Source organism: Aeromicrobium massiliense JC14 (genome assembly GCF_000312105.1).
GTDB lineage: Bacteria > Actinomycetota > Actinomycetes > Propionibacteriales > Nocardioidaceae > Aeromicrobium > Aeromicrobium massiliense.
Window position 1 is genome coordinate 1,173,189 of sequence record NZ_HE978636.1, and the last position, 18,898, is coordinate 1,192,086.

The 18,898-nt window shown below is 72.6% G+C and carries 20 protein-coding genes, 1 tRNA gene and 1 pseudogene; 9 read left to right on the forward strand and 13 right to left on the reverse strand.

What is annotated here, in order from left to right:
- Nucleotides 1-69: 69 nt before the first annotated feature.
- Together gluQRS and HGAM_RS05950 are read right to left on the reverse strand one after the other, a co-directional pair.
- The gene (gene gluQRS, locus HGAM_RS05945) at nt 70-951 is read right to left on the reverse strand and encodes a tRNA glutamyl-Q(34) synthetase GluQRS (protein ID WP_019144561.1); all 882 of its coding nucleotides are present in this window, start codon (nt 949-951) and stop codon (nt 70-72) included.
- 274 nt (nt 952-1,225) lie between these two features.
- Nucleotides 1,226-1,298: transfer RNA gene (locus HGAM_RS05950), tRNA-Glu, on the reverse strand.
- A 57-nt stretch (nt 1,299-1,355) separates the two neighbouring features.
- Between HGAM_RS05950 and HGAM_RS05955 the strand changes: the two genes are divergently transcribed.
- The 5 genes from HGAM_RS05955 to HGAM_RS05975 are packed head-to-tail and all read left to right on the forward strand — an operon-like array spanning nt 1,356 to nt 5,741.
- Nucleotides 1,356-1,706, forward strand: coding sequence for a metallopeptidase family protein (locus tag HGAM_RS05955; protein ID WP_019144562.1), 351 nt, complete (start codon nt 1,356-1,358; stop codon nt 1,704-1,706).
- Complete coding sequence (locus HGAM_RS05960; RefSeq protein ID WP_019144563.1) at nt 1,699-2,361, forward strand: pirin family protein; 663 nt, start codon at nt 1,699-1,701, stop codon at nt 2,359-2,361. Before HGAM_RS05955 ends, HGAM_RS05960 begins: the two co-directional genes overlap by 8 nt.
- 56 nt (nt 2,362-2,417) lie before the next feature.
- Nucleotides 2,418-3,779, forward strand: a complete 1,362-nt coding sequence (locus HGAM_RS05965; protein WP_019144564.1) for an FAD-binding oxidoreductase — start codon at nt 2,418-2,420, stop codon at nt 3,777-3,779.
- The gene (locus tag HGAM_RS05970) at nt 3,776-5,068 is read left to right on the forward strand and encodes a class I SAM-dependent methyltransferase (RefSeq protein ID WP_019144565.1); all 1,293 of its coding nucleotides are present in this window, start codon (nt 3,776-3,778) and stop codon (nt 5,066-5,068) included. Before HGAM_RS05965 ends, HGAM_RS05970 begins: the two co-directional genes overlap by 4 nt.
- A gap of 4 nt (nt 5,069-5,072) precedes the next feature.
- Nucleotides 5,073-5,741 (forward strand): NUDIX domain-containing protein, encoded by a 669-nt coding sequence (locus HGAM_RS05975; RefSeq protein WP_019144566.1) that lies wholly within the window; start codon nt 5,073-5,075, stop codon nt 5,739-5,741.
- Here the strand turns inward: HGAM_RS05975 and HGAM_RS05980 are convergent.
- The 3 genes from HGAM_RS05980 to HGAM_RS17990 all read right to left on the reverse strand — a co-directional run bounded on the left by HGAM_RS05980 (nt 5,689) and on the right by HGAM_RS17990 (nt 10,206).
- Nucleotides 5,689-8,838: an ATP-binding protein gene (locus HGAM_RS05980; protein WP_019144567.1), complete on the reverse strand. Its 3,150-nt coding sequence runs from the start codon at nt 8,836-8,838 to the stop codon at nt 5,689-5,691. The two genes, HGAM_RS05975 and HGAM_RS05980, sit on opposite strands and share 53 nt — an antisense overlap.
- Nucleotides 8,839-8,977: 139 nt before the next feature.
- Nucleotides 8,978-9,664: a hypothetical protein gene (locus HGAM_RS05985; RefSeq protein ID WP_019144568.1), complete on the reverse strand. Its 687-nt coding sequence runs from the start codon at nt 9,662-9,664 to the stop codon at nt 8,978-8,980.
- 32 nt (nt 9,665-9,696) lie between these two features.
- Nucleotides 9,697-10,206, reverse strand: coding sequence for an RNA polymerase sigma factor (locus HGAM_RS17990; protein ID WP_020693395.1), 510 nt, complete (start codon nt 10,204-10,206; stop codon nt 9,697-9,699).
- Nucleotides 10,207-10,292: 86 nt separating this feature from the next.
- Here HGAM_RS17990 and HGAM_RS17995 point away from each other — a divergent pair, with 86 nt between their 5' ends.
- From HGAM_RS17995 to HGAM_RS06015, 4 genes are all read left to right on the forward strand, one after another.
- Complete coding sequence (locus HGAM_RS17995; RefSeq protein ID WP_019144570.1) at nt 10,293-11,216, forward strand: serine/threonine-protein kinase; 924 nt, start codon at nt 10,293-10,295, stop codon at nt 11,214-11,216.
- Between the two features lie 450 nt (nt 11,217-11,666).
- On the forward strand, nt 11,667-12,116 hold the full coding sequence (locus HGAM_RS18000) for an ATP-binding protein (protein WP_019144572.1): 450 nt from the start codon (nt 11,667-11,669) through the stop codon (nt 12,114-12,116).
- A gap of 13 nt (nt 12,117-12,129) precedes the next feature.
- Nucleotides 12,130-13,473 (forward strand): PhzF family phenazine biosynthesis isomerase, encoded by a 1,344-nt coding sequence (locus HGAM_RS20695; protein WP_019144573.1) that lies wholly within the window; start codon nt 12,130-12,132, stop codon nt 13,471-13,473.
- Between the two features lie 15 nt (nt 13,474-13,488).
- Nucleotides 13,489-13,815 (forward strand): hypothetical protein, encoded by a 327-nt coding sequence (locus HGAM_RS06015; protein ID WP_019144574.1) that lies wholly within the window; start codon nt 13,489-13,491, stop codon nt 13,813-13,815.
- 135 nt (nt 13,816-13,950) lie between these two features.
- Here the strand turns inward: HGAM_RS06015 and HGAM_RS06020 are convergent, their stop codons facing one another.
- The 8 genes and pseudogenes from HGAM_RS06020 to HGAM_RS06050 all read right to left on the reverse strand — a co-directional run bounded on the left by HGAM_RS06020 (nt 13,951) and on the right by HGAM_RS06050 (nt 18,843).
- Nucleotides 13,951-14,739, reverse strand: a complete 789-nt coding sequence (locus tag HGAM_RS06020; RefSeq protein ID WP_019144575.1) for an exodeoxyribonuclease III — start codon at nt 14,737-14,739, stop codon at nt 13,951-13,953.
- Between the two features lie 9 nt (nt 14,740-14,748).
- The gene (locus HGAM_RS06025; RefSeq protein ID WP_019144576.1) at nt 14,749-15,312 is read right to left on the reverse strand and encodes a serine hydrolase; all 564 of its coding nucleotides are present in this window, start codon (nt 15,310-15,312) and stop codon (nt 14,749-14,751) included.
- Nucleotides 15,293-15,676, reverse strand: a pseudogene (locus tag HGAM_RS21070) (serine hydrolase domain-containing protein); the annotation flags it as partial. The gene HGAM_RS06025 and the pseudogene HGAM_RS21070, both read right to left, overlap by 20 nt.
- 51 nt (nt 15,677-15,727) lie before the next feature.
- The gene (mnhG, locus tag HGAM_RS06030; RefSeq protein WP_019144577.1) at nt 15,728-16,048 is read right to left on the reverse strand and encodes a monovalent cation/H(+) antiporter subunit G; all 321 of its coding nucleotides are present in this window, start codon (nt 16,046-16,048) and stop codon (nt 15,728-15,730) included.
- A complete protein-coding gene (locus HGAM_RS06035) occupies nt 16,045-16,311 on the reverse strand; it encodes an MrpF/PhaF family protein (protein ID WP_019144578.1) in 267 nt (88 codons plus the stop codon). Before HGAM_RS06035 ends, mnhG begins: the two co-directional genes overlap by 4 nt.
- The gene (locus HGAM_RS06040) at nt 16,308-16,835 is read right to left on the reverse strand and encodes a Na+/H+ antiporter subunit E (RefSeq protein WP_019144579.1); all 528 of its coding nucleotides are present in this window, start codon (nt 16,833-16,835) and stop codon (nt 16,308-16,310) included. The genes HGAM_RS06035 and HGAM_RS06040 overlap by 4 nt, the downstream gene beginning before the upstream one ends.
- Nucleotides 16,832-18,418, reverse strand: a complete 1,587-nt coding sequence (locus tag HGAM_RS06045) for a Na+/H+ antiporter subunit D (protein ID WP_019144580.1) — start codon at nt 18,416-18,418, stop codon at nt 16,832-16,834. The genes HGAM_RS06040 and HGAM_RS06045 overlap by 4 nt, the downstream gene beginning before the upstream one ends.
- Nucleotides 18,415-18,843, reverse strand: a complete 429-nt coding sequence (locus tag HGAM_RS06050) for a Na(+)/H(+) antiporter subunit C (RefSeq protein WP_019144581.1) — start codon at nt 18,841-18,843, stop codon at nt 18,415-18,417. Before HGAM_RS06050 ends, HGAM_RS06045 begins: the two co-directional genes overlap by 4 nt.
- Nucleotides 18,844-18,898 lie beyond the last annotated feature (55 nt).

Genomic DNA, 18,898 nt, shown 5'->3' on the forward strand with positions numbered 1-18,898 from the left:
CTCCGCGGACCTCAAAACCGGGGGTCGCTTCGCCCGATCCGCCCGGCAGGACAGGCGTGCGCCGCCGGGTCAGGCGGGTGCGCCGGGCGGCACGACGACCCACGGATCGCGGGGCAGTCGGGCCGGGTCGAAGGCCTCCAGCATCTCGTGCGGCGAGTCTCCGGAGAGGCCGAGCGAGCCGGCGATCATCGTCAGCACGTCGACGCCGAGGTCGACCAGCTCGCGCCGGGTGACCGCGCCGTCGCGCTTGGCCAGGCGACGACCGTCCGCGTTGAGCGCGAGCGGGACGTGCGCGTACTCGGGGGCGGTCTGGCCGAGCAGGTCGGCCAGGTACGCCTGGCGCGGGGCCGAGCTGAGCAGGTCGTCGCCGCGCACCACCTGGTCGATGCCCTGGTCGGCGTCGTCTACCACCACGGCGAGGTTGTAGGCCGGGACGCCGTCGTTGCGGCGCAGCACGAAGTCGTCGACCGTGCCCTCGTAGCGTCCGTGCAGCACGTCGTGGACGGCCCACGTGGTGACCCCGGCCCGCAACCGGATCGCGGCCGGACGCTCGCGCCGGCGTCGGGCCCGCTCGTCGTCGGTCAGGCGGCGGCAGGTGCCCGGGTACGCACCGGGTGCGGCGTGCGGGGCGGACGCGGCCTCGGCGATCTCGCGCCGCGTGCAGAAGCACTCGTAGGTCAGGCCGGCCTCGGCGAGCCGGGCGATCGCGGCGACGTGGACGTCCGTGCGGGTGGACTGCAGGAGCGGCTCGCCGTCCCAGTCGAGCCCGAGGGCGCGCAGGTCCTCGAGCTGGCGCTCGGCGGAGCCGGGGCGCACACGGTCGATGTCCTCGACCCGCACCAGGAAGTCGCGTCCGGTCGAGCGGGCGAACAGCCAGGCCAGCAGCGCGGTACGCAGGTTGCCGACGTGCAGGTCGCCCGAGGGGCTGGGGGCGTAGCGTCCGGCGGGCACGACGCCCAGCGTGCCACGTCCTTCGACAGGCTCAGGAACCGTCCTTCGACAGGCTCAGGAACCGTCCTTCGACAGGCTCAGGAACCGTCCTTCGACAGGCTCAGGAACCGTCCTCGGCCGGACGCGAAGGGACCCTCGTCGGCCGAGCCGACGAGGGTCCTAGTTTCGTTGCCCTCCGCCACAGGGATGCGCGATGTGCGGTGGAGGTGATGAGAAAATCCTCACCCGGTTCGGCACCTGGCGCATCTCGAGATGGGCGGAACGTGATCAAGAGCACCCCCGACGGGATTCGAACCCGCGCTGCCGCCGTGAAAGGGCGGTGTCCTAGGCCGCTAGACGACGGGGGCTGGACCGGCTCAGCATACCCACCGGCGCGGTTGGGCCGGCCCTGGGACGATGTCCGCGTGGTGGAGATCAGCGCGGAGCGGTTCGACCAGCTCGTCGACGAGGCGTTCGCCGGCGTGCCCGCCGAGCTCGTGGCGCTGCTGGACAACGTCGTGCTGTTCGTCGAGGACGACGCCCCGCCGCACGACCCGCACCTGCTGGGGCTGTACGACGGCATCCCGCTCACCGAGCGCGACCACGCCTACGGCGGCGTCGTGCCCGACCGCATCTTCGTCTACCGCAACCCCACGCTCGCCCTGTGCGACAGCGAGGAGGACGTCGTGGAGGAGGTCCGCATCACCGTGGTCCACGAGATCGCCCACCACTTCGGCATCGACGACGCGCGTCTGCACGAGCTCGGCTATGCCTGACCTCGAGCTGCGCCGCGCCGCGGAGCGCTACGAGACGACCGGCGACGGCGTCCGCACCCGGCACTCGTTCTCCTACGGCGACCACTACGACCCGGCCAACGTCGGGTTCGGTCCGCTGGTCGCGATCAACACCGAGCACGTCGAGCCGGGTCGCGGGTACGACCCGCACCGGCACGCCGACGTCGAGATCGTCACCTGGGTGCTGGAGGGCGCGCTGCGCCACGAGGACACCGCCGGTCCCGGCGGCGTCGTCACGCCCGGCACCGCCCAGCGGCTCAGTGCCGGGTCGGGCGTGCTCCACGGCGAGAACAACGCGTCCGCGACCGAGCCGCTGGTGTTCGTGCAGATGATGCTGGCGTCGCGGCACTGGGACGCCCCGGAGTACGCCCAGGCGCAGGTCGCCGACGGCCCCGGCCTGCACGCGTCGGTGGACGTGCACGCCCCGGCGCGGCTGCTCGTCGCGCGCCTGGCCGGCGGCGACCGGGTCGAGCTGCCCGCAGCCTCGCGGACGCTCGTCCACGTCACGCGGGGCCGCGTCCGGCACGGTGAGGACGAGCTCGGACCGGGCGACGAGCTGCGCGTCCACGACGGCCGGACGCTGACGCTGAGCGCCCCCGCTCCGGCCGAGGCACTGGTCTGGCTGCTGGAGGCGTGACGGAGGTCGCCACGACCCGTGCACCATGCAACTTGTTGCGGTAATAGTCTGAGCCTGTGAAGGGCTGGGACGCGCACCGCGTGGCCATGGACCGACTGCTCGCCTCGTACGCTGCCATAGCGCCGGGCGAGCGGGTCCGTCTGGCCAAGAAGACGTCGAACCTGTTCCGTCCGCGCGCCGCGACGACGACGCCCGGGCTGGACGTCAGCGGGCTCGACGGGGTGATCTCCATCGACCCGGTCGCCCGCACCGCGGACGTCCAGCTGGCGTGCACCTACGAGCACCTGGTCGAGGCGACGCTGCCGTACGGCCTCGTGCCGTACGTCGTGCCGCAGCTGCGCACCATCACCCTCGGCGGGGCCGTCACCGGCCTCGGCATCGAGTCCACGTCGTTCCGTAACGGCCTGCCGCACGAGTCGGTGCTCGAGATGGACGTCCTGACCGGCAGCGGCGAGGTCGTCACCGCGACGGCCGACAACGAGCACGCCGACCTGTTCGACGCCTTCCCCAACTCCTACGGCAGCCTCGGCTACGCCACGCGTCTGCGCATCAAGCTCGAGGCGGTACCGCCGTTCGTCCGGCTGCGCCACGTCCGGTTCGACGATCCGGCGTCGGCCACCAAGGCGCTGGGCGAGGTCGTCGAGGCAGGGGAGTGGGAGGGCGTGCGCGTCAACGCCGTCGACGGCACCGCGTTCAGCCCCGACGAGATCTACCTGACGCTGGCCGAGTACACCGCCGAGCGTCCGGCCGAGCTGAGCGACTACACCGGCCAGCAGGTCTACTACCGATCGATCCAGGAGCGTCCCACCGACGCCCTGACCATCCACGACTACCTGTGGCGCTGGGACACCGACTGGTTCTGGTGCTCGGCCGCGTTCGGGGCGCAGAACCCGCGGCTGCGACGCATCTGGCCGAGCCGCTGGCGGCGCAGCGACGTGTTCCACAAGATCGTCGCGCTGGACGCCCGGTTCGGCCTCATCGAGAAGCTGGACCGGATCAAGAAGGTGCCGGGTCGCGAGCGGGTCATCCAGGACATCGAGGTGCCGCTGGCGCGGCTCCCGGAGTTCCTGGAGTGGTTCGACGCCGAGGTCGGCATGCGTCCGGTCTGGCTCTGCCCGCTGCGCACCCAGCGCCCCTGGGCCACCTACCCGCTCGAGACCGGGGAGCCCTACGTCAACGTGGGGTTCTGGGGCACCGTCGTCGTCCCCGCGGACGCGCCGGCCGGCTATGTGAACCGCAGGGTCGAGGAGGCGGTCGGGCGCCTGGACGGCCACAAGTCGCTGTACTCCGAGGCGTTCTACGACCAGGAGACCTTCGACGCGATGTACGGCGGCGAGAACCTCGCGCGGGTGCGCGAGCGCTACGACCCGGCCGGACGACTCAGCACGTTGTACGAGAAAGCGGTGAGGAACTCATGACCCTGCTCGACCCCGAGCGCATCACCATCGCCGGAGCCCTGGAGCGGCTCATGCGCCACGGCATCCCGTTCCGCTTCGAGGCCTACGACGGCAGCACGACCGGCGACCCGGCGTCGCCGTACACGGTGCGGCTGCTCAACCAGCGCGGCCTGGCCTACCTGGTCACCGCGCCGGGCGACCTCGGCTTCGCCCGCGCCTACGTGGCCGGTGACCTGGAGATCGACGGCGTCCACCCGGGCGACCCGTACCCGCTCATGACCAAGATCCTGAGCAAGCTGAGCTTCAAGCTGCCCGCTCCGGCCGAGCTGGTGAAGATCGTGCGCGGCCTGGGCGTGGGCAACCTCGTGCCGCCGGCGCCCCCGGCCGAGGAGCACCTGCCGCGCTGGCGGCGGACGCTCGAGGGCCTGCGCCACACCAAGGTGCGCGACGCCGACGCCATCCACCACCACTACGACGTGTCGAACCGGTTCTACGAGCTGGTGCTCGGCCCCTCGATGGCCTACACCTGCGCGGTCTACCCGACGGCGGACGCGACGCTGGAGCAGGCGCAGGCCGAGAAGTTCGACCTGGTCTGCCGCAAGCTCGACCTGCAGCCCGGCCAGCGCCTGCTGGACGTCGGCTGCGGCTGGGGCGGCATGGTCATGCACGCGGCCGAGCACTACGGGGTCAAGGCGCTCGGCGTCACGCTCTCGCAGGAGCAGGCCGAGTGGGCGCAGAAGGCGATCAAGGAGCGTGGCCTGGAGCACCTGGCCGAGGTCCGCTTCAGCGACTACCGCGACGTGCTCGAGAGCGGCTTCGACGCGATCAGCTCGATCGGCATGACCGAGCACATCGGCGTCAGGAACTACCCGGCCTACTTCTCCTTCCTGCGCGACAAGCTGGCCGTGGGCGGACGGCTGCTCAACCACTGCATCACGCGCAAGGACAACGTCTCGCCGACGTCCGCCGGGGCGTTCATCGACCGCTACGTCTTCCCCGACGGCGAGCTGGCCGGGTCCGGCACGATCGTGTCGACCGTCCAGGACGTCGGCCTGGAGGTGCGCCACACCGAGAACATCCGCGAGCACTACGCGCGGACGCTCGAGGCCTGGTGCGACAACCTCGTGCGGAGCTGGGACGAGGCGCTGGGCGAGGTGACGCTGGGCCGGGCCAAGATCTGGGGCCTGTACATGGCCGGCTCGCGCATCGCCTTCGAGCGCGACGAGATCGAGCTGCACCACGTGCTCGCGGTCAAGAACGCGCCCGACGGCACGTCGGGCTTCCCGCTGCGCCCGACCTGGCTGTCCTAGCCCGGTGGCCGACGGAGTCCCGGGCGTCGACGTCCCCGACGGCCGCGGGCGCACCGGCCTGCACCTGACCGGGCTCGACCTGCGCCGCAACCCGCGCGTGCGGGTGCGCGAGGTCGAGCTGCTGGCCAGCGACTGGTGCGTGCTGCGCGCGACGACCTACGACTACACGCACCCGGACGGCACGGTCAGCACCGAGCGGCGCGAGACGTACGACCGCGGCGACGGCGCGACGATCCTGCTCTACGACCCCGACCGGCGCACGGTGCTGCTCACCCGCCAGTTCCGCTACGCGGTCTACGTCAACGACCACCCCGACGGGATGCTGCTGGAGACGGCGGCCGGGCTGCTCGACGACGACGCGCCCGAGGACGCCATCCGCCGCGAGGCCGCGGAGGAGACCGGCGTCGAGGTCGGCGACGTCGAGCACGTCTTCGACGTCTACATGAGCCCCGGATCGGTCACCGAGCGGCTGCACTTCTTCGCCGCGCCCTACAGCGTCCGCGGGCTCGACGGGTCGCGCGCCGGGCTCGCCGAGGAGGGCGAGGACATCGAGGTCGTCGAGCTCGACTTCGACGCGGCGCTCGCGTCGATCGGCACGGACGTCGTCGACGCCAAGACCGTCATGCTCCTTCAGTGGGCGGCCCTGCGCGGCCCCTTCGCCGGCCCTCGCTGAGCGCGCCGCAGCGCTGGCGGGCGAGGTAGAGGTGCGCGCCGTGCTTGATCGCCACCCGAGTCGCGCGCGCGTGCTCCTCGTCCGCCGCTGCGACGTCGTCGTCGGCCAGCAGACGGGCCCGCAGCAGGTGCAGGTCGACCAGGTCGAACCGCTCGCCGGTGCGCTCGGTGTGCAGGAGCGCCGCCTCGGTCAGGCGCAGCGCCTCGCCCCGCCGTCCGGCCCGGCCGTGCAGGTCGGCGGCGAGCCGGAGCATGAACGGGCCGAACAGGTGCCGGTCCGACAGTGAGCTGAACGCGTCGATCGCGCCGTTCAGCATCGCCAGCCCGGTCTCGGTGTCGCCCAGCCGGCCGGCTCCCCAGCCGAGCGGCATGAGCGCGAACGCCTGCAGCTGGAGGAACTCGTTGGCGACGGCGAGCTCCTGCCCGCGCCGGGACTGCTCCGCCGCCTGCTCCGGACGGTCGAGCACGACGCTCCGCACACCCTCGGCGATGAGCTGGAAGCTCATCGTGTACAGATGGCCTGACTGCTCGGCGAGGGTCTCGGCCTCGCGAGCGATCCGGTGCGACAGGTCCACCTCGCCCTGCTGCGCGACCGCGAGGGCCAGCCAGATGCGCGCCTGCACGCCGGGGTGCTGCAGCCACAGGTCGAGGTCCAGCGGCCGGTCGCACCGGTCGGAGCGCTCGACGGCACGCTTCAGGGCCGTCCGGGTCGCGGGCAGGTGTCCGAGGTGCCAGGACGTCTGTCCGCGAGCCACGTCCGCCGCCAGGGCGAACATGGGGTCAGTGGTGCTGTCGGCGACGTCCTGCAGGCCCTGGACGGACGTGCGCGCCTCGTCGAAGTGCCCCGAGACCAGAGCGTTGCCCCACGTGCCCCAGTGCGCCGAGAAGATGTCCGAGACCGCGCCGCCGGGGCCGCTCAGCTCCAGCACACGCCGGCGCTCCTCGGCGACGCCCGGCCCGTTGTACCCGTGGCGCAGGGTGAGCAGGGACCCGAGCTTGACCCGCAGCTCGATCTCGAGCGCGGTCGCCTGCTCCGTGGGGACTGCGTCGACAAGGTCCAGCGCCCGCCGGACCAGGCGCTCGGCGTCGTCGAAGGCCAGGCGCTGCTGTGCGAGCGCCGCGGCGTGCAGCGATGCGCGGATGGCCTTCGAGGCGTCGGTGTACGGGTGGGCCTCGACGTGGTGGTGTGCTACGGCCGCCGCGAAGTGCGGGTCGTGGCCGTGACGCGTCTGGAGCGCCTCGGCGACGGCCGCGTGGACGGACGACCGGCGCGCGAGGCTCATTGAGAGGGTCAGCGTCTCCTGCACCAGCGCGTGGCCGAACCGGTACTCGAGGACGTCGTCGGCCGCCGTGAGGATGCCGGCGGTGGTCGCACGGTCGATGGTCTCCAGCAGGGCCAGGCGACCGGTCGACGTCACGTCCTCCAGCAGGAGCAGACCGAAGGTGCGGCCGATGACGGCGGCAGCCGTGAGCGCCGCGACGTCCCCGGCAGGCAGGTGCCGCAGGCGGCGTTCGATGACGGCGCGCACGCCCTTCGGCACCGGGGTGTCGCCGCGGCCTGTACGACGACGCTCGTCCCCGTACAGCCGGGCCAGCTCGCCGACGTAGAACGGGTTGCCGTCGGTCCGGTCGCGCAGAGCCTGAGCCGCGGTCAACGTGATGGAGGAGCCCAGGCTGCGCGCAGCCAGCTCCTGGACCTGCGGCACGTCCAGGCCCGACAGGTCGATCCGCGTCGTGCCTGCCGATCGCGCGAGCGAGGCAGTGAGCGGGGTGGTGCGCACCGCGGACTCATCCGGGTCCCGCACGGTCAGGACGACGGCGAGGCGTCCACCGCGGCACGTGGCGAGCAGGTAGTCCATGAGCTCGACGGACCCGGGGTCGGCCCAGTGCATGTCCTCCAGCACCAGCAGGAGCGGTCGTCGGGACGACACGACCTCCACGAAGGCGGTCACTGCGTCGTAGAGCCGGGCCGGGGCCACGTCCGCGTTCACGGCGGTCGCTGGGTCCTCGTCGGAGCCGCGCAGCAGCACCCGCGCCAGCTGGCCGCGACCGGACGTCGCGGCGTCCAGGAGGTCGGGGTCGAGACGATCGGAAAGGCTCGACAGAACTTGCTCCCACGGCCACAGCGCAGGGGTTCCCTCGGTGTCCCAGCACCGTCCGAACGCGACGAGTCCGCCGTCCTCGTGCGCGAGGGCGGCGGCCTCCTCCACCAGACGGGTCTTTCCGATGCCCGCTTCCCCGACCACGGCGGTCACCGACAGACCGGCGAACCACCCGTGGTGGAGCGCGCGAGCCAGCCGACCGAGCTCCTGCTGACGACCGATGAGTCCCGGGCGGTCGGGCGTGGCGGGCTGTGTGGGGGCGGCGGCAGGCACCGGAGCCAGGGACTCGTCCTGGCGCAGGATGCGCTGGTGCATGTCCCGGGTCGCGGGGGTGGGTTCGACCCCGAGCTCCTCGTCCAGGCACCGGCGGGCGCGGTCATAGGTTGCCAGCGCCTCGGCCTGACGTCCGCTGCGGTACAGCGCCAGCATCAGCGGGGCCAGCAGGCCTTCCTCCAACGGGTAGGCGTCCACGAGCGCCGACAGACGCTCGGCGACCTCGTGGTGCCGGCCCTCGTCGAGGTCCAGCTGGGCGAGCTGATGGTGGGCCGACAGGCGCATCGCGTGGAGGCGGTCCGCTTCCGTGCGTGCCACGCGCAGCTGGACGTCCGCGTAGGCGTCACCGCGCCAAAGGGCCAAGGCGGCGTGGATGCTCGCCCGAGCGGCACTAGGGTCCTGCGTCTCGCGCGCGGTGCGGAGGTGGGCCTCGAAGACGTCGGCATCGAGCTCATGCCCCTCAAGGGCGATCCGGTAGCCCGGCGCCTGGGTCCGGATCAGGTCGCCACCGATGCGTGACCGCAGGCGGGAGACGACGACGTGCACGGACCCGGGCGCGACCCGGCTGTCGCCCCACACCTCGTCGATGAGGGTCTCCAGCGGGACGACGTCGCCGGCCCGGACCAGGAGGGCCGACAGGACCTCCTGGCTGCGGCGCGGCCCGACGTCGAGGTGCTGCTCGCCGCGCGTGATCGTCATCGGCCCGAGGACGTTGACCTTCACGCCGCTCCTTCATCCGTCGTCTCGTCGGCCGTGCGGTGGTGGACAGTGCGCGCTCGAGGTCCGTCCGAGGCGTTGCGGCGCCGGGCGTCAGGGGAACTCGCGACTCGCGTGGTGGCGCCTTGTCGACCGTGTGATGCGATCAGCATCCGGAACGGACGAGCTCGGGCTGCACGCCCTTCGTCAGCTCCACGAACGAGACCTCGTCCGAACCCTTGAGCCGCTCGGGGCTCGTGTTGAACAGGTAGCCGATCCAGCGGCCCGTCTGCCCGTCGAACTCGAACAGCCCGGACTGGCCGAACCCGACCTCCTGGGCGGTGTCCTCGTCGACGACCCCGCGGACCTCGGCCGCGGTGCTGCCGACCCCGAGGCCGGCTGCCGTACGGGGCTTGCGCCCGCGCACCCCGATGGAGCTGACCTCGCCGTTGCCGAGGGTCTGCACGTCGAACGTCTCGCGGTGGGCCCGCTTCCAGGCGAGCACCTGGTCCGGGCAGCCGTCGCTCCCCGGGACGTCGGCGTCCAGGAGTCCGGTTGCCAGGGCCTCGTCCTTGCTCATGCCGACCTCGAGCGGGCCCGCTCGGCCCGGCGCGAGGACGTCGGCGTCGGCCGCGGCGTCCTCGGCGACCGGCGCCGTCGTGGGCGACGACGTGCCGCCGGCCGCCGTCGTGGGCGACGACGTGCCGCCGGCCGCCGTCGTGGGCGTGGTCGCTGCCGCGGACGGACGGGCAGCGTCGGCCTGATCGGTGCGGGTTCCGTGCACCAGCGCTCCGGCGAGGGCGCCCAGGGTGAGGGCGGAGACGAGGACGAGCGCGGCAGGCTTCAGACGCATGGGGGTGCTCCTGTCGAGAGGGGGGACACCTACTAGATGCGCGGCGGCCGCGAAAGGTTGCCTGCGGGACGAAGATTCTCGCGAACGTGTCCGCGGGCGGTGTGGATGCGAGCCTTCACCGTCCCGATCGGGACGTCGAGCTGGGCCGCGATGTCCGCGTACGAGAGCTCGGCCAGGTCGCGCAGCACGAAAGCCCGGGCTGCAGCAGGATGGTCACGCTCCAGCCGGTCGAGCGCGTCGAGCAGGTCCAGCCTCGTCCCGGCGACGACGCTCGTCGTGCGTGGGTCGGCGTGCTCGGGAAGGTCGGAGGTCCCCGTCTCGGCGAACCTCCGGCTCATCGTCCGGTAGGCGGCACGGGCAGCGTTGGTGGCGACGGCGGCCGACCAGCCGGCGAACGATCCCCGTCCCTCGTACGAGCCGAGCTTCGTCGCGATGGTCAGGAGCGCCTCCTGGCACGCGTCCTCGGCGTCCTGGTGGAAGGGCAGCACGCGAGCGCAACGACGCATCACGTGGGGACGCACGGACTCCAGCAGAGCGCGCATCGCGTCACCATCGCCGGTCCGCGCGCGTGCGGCGAGATCCTCCCACTCATCAGCCACCTGGTTCCTCCTGAGCTCGGATGACCATAATGACCCGCGTGAGATCCATCGGACGCTACCGCCTCGACTCCGTGAGGGGATCGGGTGCGTTCGCGACCGTCTGGCAGGGCTTCGACACCGAGCTCGACATCCCGGTCGCGGTGAAGGTCCTGGCGGACAACTGGACCCACCACGCGGACGTGCGGGAGCGGTTCCTGGCCGAGGCGCGCCTCCTCCGGCGGGTCGAGAGCGATCGGGTCGTCCGCGTCCACGACACGGGCGTTCACGACGGCCGGCCCTTCTTCGTGATGGACCTGGCGGAGGGCGGGACGCTCGAGGCCCGGGCGGGCGGGTCGTTGGATGCCGTCGAGGCCCTGCGGCTCGCGGCGGAGGCAGCCCGATCGGTCGCGGTGCTGCACGACGTGGGCGTCGTGCACCGGGACGTGAAGCCCTCGAACTTCTTGCTGCGCGGAAGGGGCGACGGTCGGGTCATTGTGGCCGACCTGGGCAGCGCCAAGCGTCTCGCCGAGGCCAGTGGGATCACCGTGACCACGGGAACGCCCTCGTTCATGGCGCCCGAGCAGGCTCTGGGGCGCGGCGTCGATGCCCGGTGCGACGTCTACGCCTTGGGTGTCCTGGCGTACGTGCTGCTGACGGGATCGCTGCCTTTCGACGTGCGCGACCCGTACAGCCTCGTGACACGTACGGAGTCCGACCGGCCGCCCCGGCTCGCTCCCGAGCACCTGCCGAGGCGCGTGGACGCGGACACCCTCGACGGTGTCCTGGCCAAGGCGACCGCGCTGGATCCTGCACGGCGGTTCGGAAGCGCGACGGACCTCGCGGACGCGTTGGAGCACGTCGCCGACGGTGGGCGCGCGCGTCATGGTGAGCGTCACGTCTCCCCGGCGATCGTGTGGTCCGCGGCGTGCGGCCTGTTCGGCCTCGGTGCGGGAGTCGTCTGGCGCATCCTGTGACGTCGCGCTGAGTCTCGCGGACGAGTCGGTCCCAGGTCCCAGGGACGCGCCCGACACCCGGTTCGACCAGCATCGGAGCCATGCTTGCCTTCCTGACGCGTGTCCTCACTCCGAGGGCCCCGTCCGTCCCGGCCGACGTCGATCTGGTTCGAGCGGACCCCGCCGTGGTGCCCTCGGCGAGCGGCGTCGCCTCGCCGGCCCGCGACGAGCTCTTCCTGACCCTGCGATGACCTGCCCCCGTGCGCGTGGGATGGCACGCGGTCGTCTCGCCCCTAGGCTTCCGGCCGTCGCCGTCCCGTGGGGGCTCCACACGGCGACGCCGGTCGCACGAGGCGGCCAGGGCACGCTTCGGTCGGTGGCTGATGGACGCCGCCCGGAGCGTGCCCGACCTCGGGAGTGCCATCGGCCGTCTGGGGCTCACCGCACCCCGGGGGACGCGAGGTCCCGAGCGTGACCGAGGGATCCCGGGCCAGCTGTGCTCTCGTCGGGACCGTGCTGAGGCTGCCGTTCGAGCCGGCCAGCGTCCCGTCAGCCCGGCGACGCCTCAAGACCGAGCTCGCTGCAGCAGGCGTCGATCCCCAGACCGTCGCAGATGCCGCCCTGGTGCTCTCGGAGCTCGCCTCCAACGCCCTGCGGCACGGGACCGCCACGCACAGCGGCGACTTCGCGGTGGGCTGGCACGCGAGTGGCGGCACCGTCACAATCTCGGTCATCGACGACGGGAACGGTGGGCGCGTCGCGCCGCGCCCGCTGACCGAGGACCACGAGGCCGGGCGGGGACTGGCCCTGGTCGAACGGTTGTCCGAGTCCTGGACGACGGACGATCGTGCCGGCATGAGAGTGACTGCGCATCTACGCTGCAGCGATGAACCAGCTGTTCGACGCACACCCCCGAGCTGAGGAGACCCGAGTCATGACCGACAACGCCGCTGGACGGGCGCCGGTCCTGCCGGCCGAGGTGCTGCACTACGCCGCGTTCACCGACGGCGGCTCCGGCGGCAACCCCGCCGGTGTCGTCCTGGACGCCCGGGCCTGGAGCGACGCGGACCGGCTCGCCCTGGCGGCGCGGCTGGGCTACTCCGAGTGCGCGTTCGTCGAGCCGACCAGCCGGCCGGGACGCCACCGACTGCGCTTCTTCAGCCCGCTCGACGAGGTGGGCTTCTGCGGCCACGCCACGGTGGCGACGGCCGTCGCGCTGGCCGAGCGCGACGGCGTGGGGTCGCTGACCTTCGAGACGTCGGCCGGTCCGATCGAGGTCGAGACCGCCGAGGACGCCGCCGGCATCATCGCGACCCTGACCAGCGTCCCGGCGTCGAGCGGCGCTCCGGCGCCGGACGTCCTGGCCGAGGCGCTGTCGGCGCTGCGCTGGGCGTCCGACGAGCTGGACCCCCGGCGTCCGCCCGCGGTCGCGTTCGGCGGCATGAACCACCTGCTCGTCTTCGCCGGCTCGCGCGAGCGGCTCGCGCGGCTCGACTACGACGTCGACCGGCTCAAGGCCCTGTGCCTCGGCCAGGGCTGGACGACGGTGAGCCTGCTGTTCGTCGAGCGCCCCGACCTGGTGCACGCGCGCAACCCGTTCCCGGTCGGCGGGGTCTACGAGGACCCGGCCACCGGTGCGGCGGCCGCGGCACTCGGTGGATGGCTGCGCGCCGCCGGCCACGACCCGCAGGTGCGCGTCACCGTGCTGCAGGGCCACGACATGGGCCGGCCGTGCCGGCTGCTCGTCGACGTCTCGCGCCCCGACGGACGCACCCGGGTCAGCGGCGTGGGCTCCCGCTTCCACGACGTCGCTACCGAGACGGACCTGTGGCGCGAGTACGTGGCCGCCCACCCCGAGCACGACGGCGAGAAGCCGCCGCTCGAGGCGTTCGGCGACTCGATGCCCCTGGGCGACGAGCTGCTGGCCCTGGTGACCGACGGGCCCAAACGGGCGACGGCCGAGCTGGTCGCCCAGTTCGAGGCCGACGGTGACCCCGTGCCGCAGCCGGGCGACCACTGGGTCGTCGCGGACGGGGCCGGCGTCCCGACGGTCATCTTGCGGACGTCCGAGATCCGCGTGGGCCGGCTGGAGTCGGTCGACGACGCCTTCGCCTGGGACGAGGCCGAGGACGACCGCACCCGCGACTCGTGGCTCGCCGGGCACCGGCGCTACTTCCGGCGCTCCTGCCAGCGGCTGGGCCTGGACCCCGACCGGGTCGACGAGCTCGACGTGGTCTTCGAGCGCTTCGAGGTCGTCTGGCCTCCGGCGCAGGACTGATCGGGGAGCCTGCGCATGCGATGGCGACGCCGGGACCAGGAGCCCACGCTCGACGACAAGCTGTGGCACGTGGAGGCGCGGCTGCACGTCATGGAGGGTCTTCTGCGGGCGCTCACGGAGCGAGCGGCGGTGCTCGACGCCCTCGACGCCGCCTCGTCGATGGACGACGCGATCGTGCGGCTGGGCGAGCGGCTGGGGATCGACGAGGTGCAGGCGACCGCGGTCACGGACATGCAGCTGCGCCGGCTCGTGCCGGCGGAGATCGTCAGGATCGAGCAGGAGGTCCGGTTCTGCCGCGAGCAGCGCGATCGCTACCTGCGTCAGGGCGCGAAGCCGCGGTAGGCCTTCGACAGGCTCAGGCAGCGGGGCCAGGCAGGCAGCGGGGCCCGCTCCTCGAGCCGGTCGAGAGGACCGGCTCAGGCAGCGGGGCCAGGCAGGCAGCGGGGCCCGCTCCTCGAGCCGGTCGAGAGGACCGGCTCAGTCCAGGTCGACGATGACCGGGGCGTGGTCGGAGGCGCCCTTGCCCTTGCGCTCCTCGCGGTCGATCATCGCGCCGCTCACGCGGGCGGCGAGCGCCTGCGAGGCCAGGATGAAGTCGATGCGCATGCCCATGCGCTTGGGGAAGGCCAGGCGCTGGTAGTCCCAGTAGGTGTAGGCGCCCTCGGTGTACGGCCGGACGACGTCGGTGAAGCCGGCGTCCAGCACGTGGCGGAACGCCGCACGCTCGGGCTCGGAGACGTGGGTGCTGCCCTCGAAGGCGGTCATGTCCCAGACGTCCTCGTCCTGCGGCGCGATGTTCCAGTCGCCGGTCAGCGCGACCTGCTTGGCCGGGTCGTCGGCGAGCCACTGGGCGGCGGAGGCGCGCAGCTGCTCGAGCCAGGCGAGCTTGTAGTGGTAGTGCGGGTGGTCGAGCTCGCGGCCGTTGGGCACGTACAGGCTCCAGACCTCCACGCCGCCGCAGACCGCTCCGATGGAGCGGGCCTCCAGCACCGGGGCGTCGGCGCCGAACAACGGCTGCTCGGGCGCGAACTGGGTGCGGACGTCCTCGAGACCGACCCGCGAGATCAGGGCGACGCCGTTCCACTGGTCGAGGCCGACGTGGGCGGTCTCGTAGCCGAGCTCGTGCAGCGGCAGCGCGGGGAACTGGTCGTCGCGGCACTTGGTCTCCTGCAGGGCCAGGACGTCGACGTCATGACGCTGCAGGAAGGCGGTCACCCGGTCGATGCGGGTGCGGACGGAGTTCACGTTCCAGGTGGCGATGCGCACCGGACGAACCTATCGAACGCCCCCGACGGCCTCGCCTAGGTGCTGCTCGACGGCGGTGGCGACGGCGTCCAGGCGCGCGTGGTCGAGCAGCCCGCGGGTCACGTAGGCCATCGCGTAGCCGGGGGCGGGCGACCACCAGGCGGACGAGCCGCCGATGCCACCCATGCCGACCTCGCCGTTCTCGACGTCGAACCCGAGCGACCACTCCGCGTCGCGGCGCAGGAACGCGTCGGGGCCGGACGCCTGGGTGTGGAGGGTCTTGGCCCGCAGGTCCGCCCCGAGCAGGCCGGCCAGCACGCCGTCGTCGCGCGACAGGTCGTCGTAGAGCACCGCCAGCGACCGCGCATCCGCGTGCAGCCCGACGGCCGGGAACGACGTGCGTCGCCACGCCTCGGTGCGCAGGTAGGCGGGGTCGAGCAGGCCCGGGGGACGCAGCAGGGCGTCGCGGGCGAACGGGTCGGTGAGGTAGCCGTCGGCCCACGCGTCGGTGAGCGGCTCGAGGTCGGCGACGCGGTCGAGGTCGTCCGGCTCGACGCCGACGGTGCGGGGCGAGGTCGTCGGCGTCCGGTCCAAACACCGGCTTGCCCGCCGTGTGCGACAGCACGTGGCGCAGCGTCGTCGGCTGCTCGGGGTGGTCGCGGTAGGCCGGCCACCAGGTGACGAGCGGGTCGTCCAGGGTCAGCTGCCCGTCGCGCACCGCGAGCAGCGCGGCGATCGCGGCCAGCGGCTTCCCGGTGGAGTAGACCTGCACGAGCGTCCGCTCCGACCAAGGCGTCCCGCCCGCGGCGTCCTGGGTGCCGCCGCCGGCGGCCAGCACCTCGCGTCCGGCGACCATCACGCTCACCCCGGCACCGGGCTCCGCCCCGGACGAGACCAGTCCGTCCAGCACCTCGAGGGCCGGCTCCAGGCCGGGGACGCAGCGCGCGTAGCTGAGCATGGGCCGGACGCTACCGCGCACGGCCGGGCGTGCCCCGCCCCGAAGCTGGGATCAGCCGTCGGCGAGCTCGTCGACGGTCAGCTGCCGCGAGTCGTGCATGCCGGCGCGGTAGGCGTTGCGCGCCACCATGTGCGCGGCGACCGGCGCCGTCACCAGCTGGAACACGGCCACGAGCGAGACCATCGCGATGACCGGCGCCGTGTGGAAGTGCACGGCGATGCCGGCCAGGATCAGCAGCAGGCCGACGCTCTGCGGCTTGGTGGCCGCGTGCATGCGCGTCAGCACGTCCGGGAAGCGCACCAGGCCGATCGCCGCAGTCAGCGACATGAGCGAGCCGGCGACCAGCAGCACCGAGGTGGCGACGTCGATCATGCTTCCTCCTCCGAGCGGACGGCGAAGCGGGCGACGGCGACCGAGCCCAGGAAGCCGATGAGCGCGAGCGCGACCAGGATCGGCAGCGTCACGGTGCGGTCGTTCGCGACCGCCTCGATGCCGACGGCCGCGGCCATCATGGCGATGAACGTGTCGGTGGCGACGGCCCGGTCCAGCATCGACGGGCCGCGGACGATGCGGACGACCGCGACGAGGGCGCTGACCCCCAGGATGGCGGTGCAGACGACGGCGACGGTGGTCATGCGGCCTCCTCGGGGTGACCGTTCTCGGTCAGGTCGGCGTCGGTGGCGAAGGCCCGCAGCACGCGCTGCTCCTGCGCCGCCGCCATGCGGTGGGCGTGCTCGACCGCCTGCTCGTCGTGCCCGTCGAGCACGTGCAGCCACAGGCGTCCGGTGTCGGGGTCGGTCTCGACGAGCAGCGAGCCGGGGACGAGCGAGATCATCTCGGCAATCTGGGTCATCACCAGCTCCGAGCGGGTCTGCAGCTGCACCTCGATGATCGCGCTGCGCGGCGGCCGGGCGGGCCGGATCGCGAGCCAGGCCACCTGGACGCTGGCGCGCAGCACGTCGGCGAAGAACCGGGCGGTGAGCACGACGAAGGGCCAGGGCCGGAAGGTCACGTCCCAGGTCATCGTCGGGAACGGGAACGCCACCATCGCCAGGACGGCCACGAGCACGCCGCCCACGACGGCGAGCGGGGTCACCGAGCCCCACAGCATGAGCCACAGCACGGTCAGGCCCGCGGTGAACACCAGCCGCGCGGTCATCGCTCGCTCCCCAGCACGGCCTCGACGTACGGGCTGCGGTCGAGCGTCTCGGCGGCCGCGCGCTCGGTCAGCGAGAACAGGGGCCCGGCCAGCACGGTGAGCGCCAGGCCCACCACCACGAGCAGCAGCGTCGGCACCGCCATGCTGCGCGGCAGGCGGGTGTCCTCGACCGCCTCGACGATGTCGGACGTGCGCAGGTCGCCGGCCGCCGGCCGGCCGTGGCCGTGCAGCGAGTCGGTGTGGTCGCGGTCGACCGTCTCCTCGGGCATGGGCTGCCAGAACGCGCGGTTCCAGGCCTTCGCGACCGCCCACAGCGTCAGCAGGCTGGTCGCGATGGCGACGCCGATGGCGAGCGCGGGCAGGAAGCCGGGCAGGTCCGCGGTGGCCTGGACGAGCGCGAGCTTGCCCAGGAACCCCGACAGCGGTGGGATGCCGGCCAGGTTCATGGCGGGGACGAAGAACATCACCGCCAGCACCGGGGCCGCACGGGCGAGACCGCCGAGCTTGTCCAGGCTGGTGGTGCCGCTGCGGTACTCGATGAGTCCCGCGACCAGGAACAGCGTGGTCTGCACCGTGATGTGGTGGGCGACGTAGAAGATCGAGCCGGTCAGGCCGAGCTCGGTGCCCACGGCCACGCCGAGCAGCATGTAGCCGATGTGGCTGACCAGCGTGAACGAGAGCAGACGCTTGATGTCGGACTGCGCGACGGCGCCGAGGATGCCGATCAGCATCGTCAGGATCGCGGCCCACATCAGCAGGTCGTTCATGCCCGAGTCGGGGAAGATCAGCGTCTGGGTGCGGATGATCGCGTAGACGCCGACCTTGGTGAGCAGGCCGGCGAACACGGCGGTGACCGGCGCCGGTGCGGTCGGGTAGGAGTCGGGCAGCCACGCCGACATCGGAAAGACGGCCGCCTTGATCGCGAACACCGAGAGCAGCAGCAGCTGCAGCACGTGCTGCACGGGCAGCGAGACGTCCGGCATGCGCAGCGCGAGCTCGGCGAAGTTGACCGTGCCGCAGGCGGCGTAGACGCACGCGATGGCGACCAGGAACAGCACCGACGACAGCAGGCTGACGACGATGTAGATCGTGCCCGCCCGCACGCGGGCGTCGGTGCCGCCGAGCGTGATGAGCACGTACGACGAGACGAGCAGGATCTCGAAGCCGACGAACAGGTTGAACAGGTCGGCCGAGAGGAAGGCGTTGGAGACGCCGGCGCTCAGCACCAGGAACGTCGGGTGGAACACCGACAGCGGAGTCGCCCGGCCGTACTCGGCCACGCCCTGGCCCAGCGAGTACAGCAGGACGCACAGGGTGACGACGGCCGAGACGAGCAGCAACAGGGCCGACAATCGGTCGGCGACCAGGCTGATGCCGATGCCCGCCGGCCACCCGCCGACGTCCACCGACTGCGGCCCGACGGTGTCGGCGCGGTGCAGCAGGAACCCGGCCACGGCGACGACGAGCGCCAGCACGATCACGGAGACGAGACGCTGGGCGGCGGCCGAGCGGCCCAGCACGAGGCACAGCCCCGCGCCGAGCAGCGGCATGATCACCGGCAGCAGCACGACCTGGTCGATCACTGGTCGGCACCTTCCTCGTCGAGCACGGCGCCGGGCGCGGCCTCCTCGAACGTCGATGAGACCTCGTCGCGCTCGGCCCGCCGGCGGATCAGGTCGTCCTCGACGTCGTCCTGGACGTCGTCGGTGCCACGCAGCTGCCAGGCGCGGTAGGCCAGCGCGAGGCCGAACGCGGTGGTGCCGAGTGTGATGACGATGGCCGTCAGCGCCATCGCCTGGGGGAGCGGGTCGGCCATCTCGTCGTCGCTGAGCCCGACGATCGGCGGTGCCCCCGCGGGCCCGGACACGAGCAGCAGCAGGATGTTGACCGCGTTGCCGAGCAGCACGAAGCCGACCAGGATGCGCGACAGGCTGCGCTCGAGGATGAGCGTCACGCCGCACGCCACGAGCACGCCGACCAGCAGCACCAGCGTCAGGCTCGGGCTCATGGGCGCACCTCCGTGGAGAAGGGCGCACGGTACGGAGGCCCGCCCATGAGCGTGC